7 protein-coding genes are annotated in these 6615 nt (G+C 71.2%); 1 reads left to right on the top strand and 6 read right to left on the bottom strand.

Going from position 1 to position 6615, the window contains the following annotated elements; translation table 11 throughout:
* Window positions 1-435 precede the first annotated feature (435 nt).
* The gene (locus ID574_RS22365) at window positions 436-1476 is read left to right on the top strand and encodes an AI-2E family transporter (protein WP_223166956.1); all 1041 of its coding nucleotides are present in this window, start codon (window positions 436-438) and stop codon (window positions 1474-1476) included.
* On the opposite strand, the gene ID574_RS22360 is transcribed toward ID574_RS22365, so the two are convergent.
* The 6 genes from ID574_RS22360 to ID574_RS22335 all read right to left on the bottom strand — a co-directional run bounded on the left by ID574_RS22360 (window position 1453) and on the right by ID574_RS22335 (window position 6596).
* Window positions 1453-2157, bottom strand: coding sequence for a helix-turn-helix transcriptional regulator (locus ID574_RS22360; RefSeq protein WP_188190853.1), 705 nt, complete (start codon window positions 2155-2157; stop codon window positions 1453-1455). The two genes, ID574_RS22365 and ID574_RS22360, sit on opposite strands and share 24 nt — an antisense overlap.
* A 37-nt stretch (window positions 2158-2194) precedes the next feature.
* The gene (locus tag ID574_RS22355; RefSeq protein ID WP_188190852.1) at window positions 2195-3049 is read right to left on the bottom strand and encodes a hypothetical protein; all 855 of its coding nucleotides are present in this window, start codon (window positions 3047-3049) and stop codon (window positions 2195-2197) included.
* An 85-nt stretch (window positions 3050-3134) separates the two neighbouring features.
* Window positions 3135-4331, bottom strand: a complete 1197-nt coding sequence (locus ID574_RS22350; RefSeq protein WP_188190851.1) for an ABC transporter permease — start codon at window positions 4329-4331, stop codon at window positions 3135-3137.
* Entirely contained in the window at window positions 4328-4996 is a 669-nt protein-coding gene (locus tag ID574_RS22345) for an ABC transporter ATP-binding protein (protein WP_223166968.1), read from the bottom strand. Before ID574_RS22345 ends, ID574_RS22350 begins: the two co-directional genes overlap by 4 nt.
* Entirely contained in the window at window positions 4996-6078 is a 1083-nt protein-coding gene (locus ID574_RS22340) for a peptidoglycan-binding domain-containing protein (RefSeq protein ID WP_223166955.1), read from the bottom strand. Before ID574_RS22340 ends, ID574_RS22345 begins: the two co-directional genes overlap by 1 nt.
* Complete coding sequence (locus ID574_RS22335) at window positions 6075-6596, bottom strand: hypothetical protein (protein WP_188190849.1); 522 nt, start codon at window positions 6594-6596, stop codon at window positions 6075-6077. The genes ID574_RS22340 and ID574_RS22335 overlap by 4 nt, the downstream gene beginning before the upstream one ends.
* Window positions 6597-6615 lie beyond the last annotated feature (19 nt).

Here is a 6615-nt window from a genome sequence, read left to right as displayed (position 1 = left end):
CTCCAAACAATGCCTGTTCGGACAGACTGTCCAAGCAAAACCGTCAATCCAATGACGGGGTGTTACATGTGTGATGCACATGCACTGGCTTTTAACACACTGTTGAGTTCTCAAGAAACGGACGCGTCTTCCGGCGCTTTCGTTTCGGTCTTCCGTTGTGTCCTAATTCTTTCAGCCGTTCAAGTCCCTGTCAAATTGACCGGACTCGCTCGACCTGCGGGAATTAAGTCACGCCCCGTTTCCGGGACAACTCTTCTAACTTACCAGCCGATCCGCATGGACGCGAACGCCCACCGGAGCGGAGGTGTCAGGAGGCGGCCCCCGAAGTGAGGTCGGCGATCGACGCCGTCCTCGCGGGACTGGTGAACTCTATGTACGGCTCCCGGAACCGTCAAATCGACGGCTCCCCGGGCCGGTACGGGGTAGTAACCGAGAGTGCGAGATCAACCCCTGCCCAGGGCACTCATCATCCTGGTGGGCATCGCCGGCGCGGTGGTCGCCCTGTTCGGCCTGCGGGAGGTCGCCTCGATCGTCGGCCCGGTCGTGCTCGCCCTGGTGCTGGTGATCGCCGTCGCCCCCGTGCGAGGCCGGCTCGACGCCTGGGGCGCGCCCGTCTGGGTCCAGGTCGCCGTGCCGTTCCTGATCGTGGTCCTCGTGTTGCTGGGCATGGTGGGCATCCTCACCATCTCGGTCACGGAGCTCGCCTCGCTGCTGCCCACGTACGCGAGCGAGTTCCAGCAGCTGCTCACCGACGCCCAGCGGTGGGCCGCCGCGCACGGGCTCGGCAACGACGTCATCAACCGGGCGCTGGAGGCGTTCGACCCGAGCAGGCTGCTCGGACTGGCGCAGGCGCTGCTCGGGAGTTTGATCGGGATTCTCTCCGGGCTGTTCCTCATTGTCGTGTTGTTGCTGGCGATGTGTCTCGACGCGCCGGCGACCACGAAAATCCTCACGGCGGGAGAGGAGAGCCGGCCGCACCTCGTGACGGCGCTCACGACTTTCGCGCACAAGGTGCGGCGCTATCTCGTCGTGTCCACCGTTTTCGGACTCCTGAACGCGATTCTCGACGTGGTGGCGCTGGAGCTGCTCGACGTGCCGTTGCCGCTGCTCTGGGGAGTGCTCGCGCTCATCGCCAACTACATCCCGAACATCGGTTTCGTGGTGGCGCTGCTGCCGCCCGCGATGCTCGCGCTGCTGGACGGCGGGGTGCGGACGATGGTGCTCGTCGTCATCGCCTACATCGTCATCAACGTCGTCACGCAGTCGTTCATCCTGCCCAAATTCCTGGGTGACGCGGTCGGGCTCTCGACGACGATGACGTTCATGTCGTTGCTCGTGTGGACGTTCGTGCTCGGTCCGCTGGGCGCCATTCTGGCCATCCCGCTGAGCCTGCTCGCGCGGGCGGTGCTGATCGACAGCGATCCGAGCGCCACGTGGGCTCAGGCGCTCGTGTCAGGCAGGCCGCCGCGACGGTGAGAGCAGCCGGCCCATCGGCACCCCGCTCAGCCGCTTGACGTCGCGGGACAGGTGCGCCTGGTCGGTGTAGCCGGCCTCGGCCGCCACGTCGGCGAGCGGGACGCCGGCGCGGGCCAGTCGCAGCGCCCGCTGGAAGCGGACGATGCGCTGGAGGGTCTTGGGCGCGTAGCCGAAGGCGGTCACGCTGCGGCGGTGGAGCTGGCGCTCGCTGAGACCGAGGTCCCAGGCCACGTCGGTCACCGCGCGCCCCGCTCTGAGCGCCTGGACCATGGCGAACGTCGCGGGCTCGACGGAGCCGGAGCCGGTCAGGCGGCGCCGGACGGCCGCCCTCATGGCCTCCAGACGCCACCCCGGCTGCGGCGCGCAGCTCTCGTCGATCGGCAGGCCGGGCAGGGCGGACAGGGGGACGCGCTGGTCGCGCAGCTCGTGGAGGGGGACGCCGAAGAAGTCGCCCACCGCGCCCGGCTTGAACCTGATGCCCACGAACGTGTCACCTGCCGCCATGGGCGTGGGCACGGGACCCGTGTCGGGCCCGGCCACGAACAGGCCGTCAGGGCCCCAGATCAGGTCGACGCAGGCGTCGGGCACCACGAGGTGGGTCGTGTCCGTCTCGCTGACCTGGTGCCACACGCAGGCGATGCGGCCCGCGAGGTCCGAGCCGGGGGGCCGTTCCTCGTACATGCCTCCAACGTACGCGACCCCGCCGACAGAACCCCTGTCAGGCCGGCAGCCGCCCGTAGGCGCGCAGCGTATTGAGGCGGGCGACGGTGAGGTAGCCGCTCCATTCGTGCTCCACCACGGGCGTCCACATCAGGAAGTTGGGGCTCCAGCCGCCCTCGGCGGATTGGGCGGCGACGAGGGCGTCGAGATGCGTGTCCAGAACGTCCTGCTCGAACAGCGGCAGCCGCAGCGGCTCGGGCGCGAAGTCGAGCGGGAAGTGCGCCTCCCCCGGCGCGTCCGGATCCAGGGCGACCGTGGCCAGGATGGCCCCGCGCAGCCGGGCGAACTCGGCCTCCGCCCGCGCCCGGTCAGGGACCAGGTTCAGGAAGGTCACGATCGCGCGGGCCTCGTACGGGCTGATCTCCTTGACGTCGGCGATCCGTGACCAGCAGAACTCGGTGGCGGTGGCGAGCCACGGGTGCGTGATGCCGTGTTCGTGGAGCAGACCGGCGATCGACGCCGTGGGGATGAGGTTGCCGGGCGGGTCGTCGTCCGTCTCCCACCACGGAGCCCTCAAGGTCTCCCTGACCGACGGCAGGACGAACGGGACACCGCCGTCGGGAGCAGTCACGCCGGCCAGGTAGTCGCAGGCGGCGGGCACCATCGGCGAGTCGAAGGCGTCGAGCTCGTCCAGGATCCAGAAGGCCACCTCGACCGGCTCCGGCTGGCTGCCGGCGCCGCGCAGGTCGGGCTCCAGCGCGTGGCCGAAACCGCCGTCGGGGTTCTGGTAGCAGCGCAGCGCGTCCAGCACCCGCTCGCGCGAGCCGCCGCGGAACAGCGCCGCGAACCGCAGCCGGTCGATCAGCCTGCCGTGCAGCTGGAGGTAGCGCTCCGCGCCGTCCAGCACGTCCATGTCAGCCGTCCTTCCACAGATGGTCGTCACCGGGACGCTATCCACGCAGCCGGGCGGTCCTCTTGTAAGAATCGGACGCATCTCGTCAGGGGGTGGCCAGCGCCTCGGTCGGAGGCATCCTGGCGGCGCGGACCGCCGGATAGAAGCCCGCGATGCCGCCGATGACGAGCGTGGCGAGCACGCCGCCGAGCATGGCCCAGACGGGCACGATCGCCGGCCAGCCCTGGAAGCCCGCGTACGCGGCGGTGACGCCGATGCCGAGCAGCACGCCGCCGACGCCGCCGATGGCCGACAGCAGCAGCGACTCGGCCAGGAACTGCAGCCTGATCTGCCCCCTCGTCGCGCCCAGCGAGCGGCGCAGGCCGATCTCCGCGCGCCGCTCCAGGACCGAGATGACCATCGTGTTGGCCACACCCACACCGCCGACCAGCAGCGCGACACCGCCGAGGCCGAGCAGGAGCGCGTTCAGCGCGTCGTCGGCGGCCTGTTTGGCGGCCAGCGCGTCCGACGGTCTGGAGACCTCGACCTCGTTCGGCGCCTCCGGGTTCGCGGTGGCCGCGAGCACGCCGCGGACCGCGACGACGTGATCCTCCTGGGCTCGGGCGTAGATCGTGGTCGGGTACCCGTCGAAGCCCAGCCGCTCCTCGGCGACCGGCCAGCCGACCAGCGCGGCCGTGTCGAGCTCCGGGGCCAGCGGGGCGGGGGCGAGCACGCCCACGACCGTGAACCACTGGCCGCCCAGCCAGACCCGCTGGTCGGGGCCCGCCCGGACGACGCCCAGCCGATCGGCGGCCTTGGCGCCGAGCACGGTGGCCGGGTAGCGGTGCGTGGCCTCGTTCAGCCAGACGCCGCTGACCACGGTGGCGCCGGCGTCGCGGGCGAGGTCGAGCCGGGCCGCGGTGACGGAGATGCTGCCGGTCTCGGCCTCGGGGATGCGGTCGTTGCGGTAGACCTTGGCGGATGTCGTGCCGGTCGCGGTGACCGAGGTGACGGGGGCGATCTGGCCGATCATGCCCTCGGCCTCGGCGGGCAGGTGGGACGCCTCGCCGAACAGGGTCTTGCCGGGCGCGACGGTGAGCAGGTTCGTGCCGAGCGCCGCGAGCTGCCGGTTCAGCTCCTCCTGGCTGGAGGCGGAGATCCCGACGACGCCGAGCATGGCGGCGATGCCGATGGCGATGCCGAGTGCGGACAGGAACACCCGCAGCGGCCTGGCGCGCAGTCCCGCCCCGCCGACCCTGATCACATCGTGGGGCCGCATCCTGGGGGTCGTCAGCACGGTCATGTCCGCGCCCCCGCTCCCACGACGACGCGGCCGTCGAGCATTTCCACCTGCCTGGGGAGGGAGGCGGCGATGTCGCGGTCGTGGGTGATGACGACCACGGTGGTGCCGGCCGCGTGCAGCTCGCGCAGCAGCTCCATCACTCCTGCACCGGAGCGGGAGTCCAGGTTGCCGGTCGGCTCGTCGGCCAGCAGCAGCCTCGGCTCCCCGACGACGGCGCGGGCGATGGCGACGCGCTGCCGCTCGCCGCCGGACAGCTCGTGCGGGCGGTGGCCGAGCCGGTGCCCGAGGCCGACGCGTACCAGAGCGTCGTACGCGCGCCGCCGCCGCTCGCGCAGAGACGGGCCAGCGTACAGCAGGCCGTCGGCCACGTTATCCAGCGCGGGCACCCCGGCGGCCAGGTGGAACTGCTGGAAGACGAAGCCGATGACGTTCGCGCGCAGGGCGGACAGCTGCTTGTCGGTGAGCGAGCCGACGTCGTGGCCGGCGATGCGCACGGTGCCGCCGGTGGGGCGGTCCAGGGTGCCGATCATGTTGAGCATGGTCGACTTACCGGAGCCCGACGGGCCGACGACGCCGACGAGCTCGCCGTGGCCGATGTCCATCGAGACCCCGCGGAGGGCGGCGACGTCGCCGTAGAGCTTGGTGACGTCGCGGAGTTCGACGATCACGTGGGCACCGCCACGGTCGTGCCCTCCTCGACGCCGGTGACCTCGACCTTGCCGTCGGCGAACATGCCGGTCTCGACCGCGGCGTAACGGGTGGTGGAGCCCTCCACGACCTGGACGCCGTAGCCGCCCTCGGCCAGCGCGACCAGCGCGCCCACCGGCACGGCGAGGACGTCCTCGCGCTGTGCCGACACGATCGTGACGTCCACGGGGGCGGCGTCGTACGTCTTCTTGAGTCCGGTCACCGACACCGTGACCTCGACGGTCGTCGCCGATTCCGTCGCGGTGGCGACCTTGCCGACGGCGGCGACCTTGCCGGTGACGGTGGTGCCGTCGGGGAGTTCGACGGTGGCCTTCGTGCCCTTCTCGACCAGGTGCTGGTCGGCCACGTCGAGGGCGACGCGGACCTCGCGGGTGGTGCCGGTCGCGGTCAGGACGGGGCCGTTCGCGCTGTCGCCGAGGGCCTTCTTGAGCTCGGCGACGCGGAGGGGGCCGTCGGCCACCACGACGTCGCCGGGCTCGACGCGGCCGGTGACGTCGTGCCCGAGGTCCTCCTGCCAGTCCTCGACCGCCTCCCTGGTGGCCCAAGTGAATTGGTTGTCCACGTCGAAGCCGGTGTAGCCGAGCCGGTCGAGGTTGCGTTCGAGCAGCTCGACGTCCGTGCCGGAGACGCCGTCCTGGAGGGTGCGGTAGAGGGGGATGTCGCCGTACAGGAGGGGGCGGCGGTCGGCGTCCACGCTGTAGACGCCGCGGCCTCTGGTGATGGTGGAGCCCTCGCCTGGGAGCCAGGTGATCGTGCCCTGGGACTTGCCCGCGATGGTGATCGGGTCGCCGTGGCCGAGGGTGCCGTCCACGGTCTTGGTCTCGGTGAGCGTGGTGCGGGTGACCTTGGCGGTGGCCGGCGGCGTGCGGCCGGTGACGGCGGTGCTCGTGCCGTTGCCGCCGACGCCCACGGCGGCCGCCGCGACGGCGGCGGCGAGCAGCGCGGCGCCTCCGGTCCACGCGAGGACCCGCAGGGGGCTGCGGCGGCGCGGCGGTAAGGCGGGGAAGGTGTGCTGCCGCTTCTCGTCGGTCTGCGTCACTTGCCGCCCCCCGGCTTGGGGAACTCGTCGCGACATGCCTCGATCGCCTTCTTGAACTGGGGGTCGTCGTGTTTGAAATTGCGGGCGGTGCCGCTGGCGAAGGTGCCGTCGGGGTTGGGGTCGGGCATGTCGACGCCGTTCTCACGCATGCACCGGGCGAACCGGCGCAGCTGCTCGACCCCCTCCGGGTCGAGCCGCTTGCGATCCATGAAGGGGGCGTGGGCGCGGCAGGCCTCGGTGGCCTCCCTGAGCTTGTTCTTGTCGATGTTCTCGTCGATCAGCTCCATGCCGCCGCCGCCCTTGGCGTCGGGGTCCTCCATGGGGATGCCGTGCTCGCGCATGCACTGGGCGAACTTCCTGCCCTGCTCTTTCGGGTCGGCGGTGGTGGTGGGCGTGGCGCCGGCCGACGGCGGGGTCGAGCCCGTGGATACGGAGGCGACTCCGGTGCCGCTCGCCTGGCTGCCGCAACCGGCCGCCAGTGCCCCCAGCAGGGCCGTCGCGATGAGTGTCCGTCTCATGCCCCCGAATCTGCCGAGC

Source organism: Nonomuraea sp. SYSU D8015, assembly GCF_008065375.1.
Lineage (GTDB): Bacteria > Actinomycetota > Actinomycetes > Streptosporangiales > Streptosporangiaceae > Nonomuraea.
Note: the sequence above shows the minus strand (reverse complement) of the source record. Positions and strands in the feature narration are given on the sequence as shown.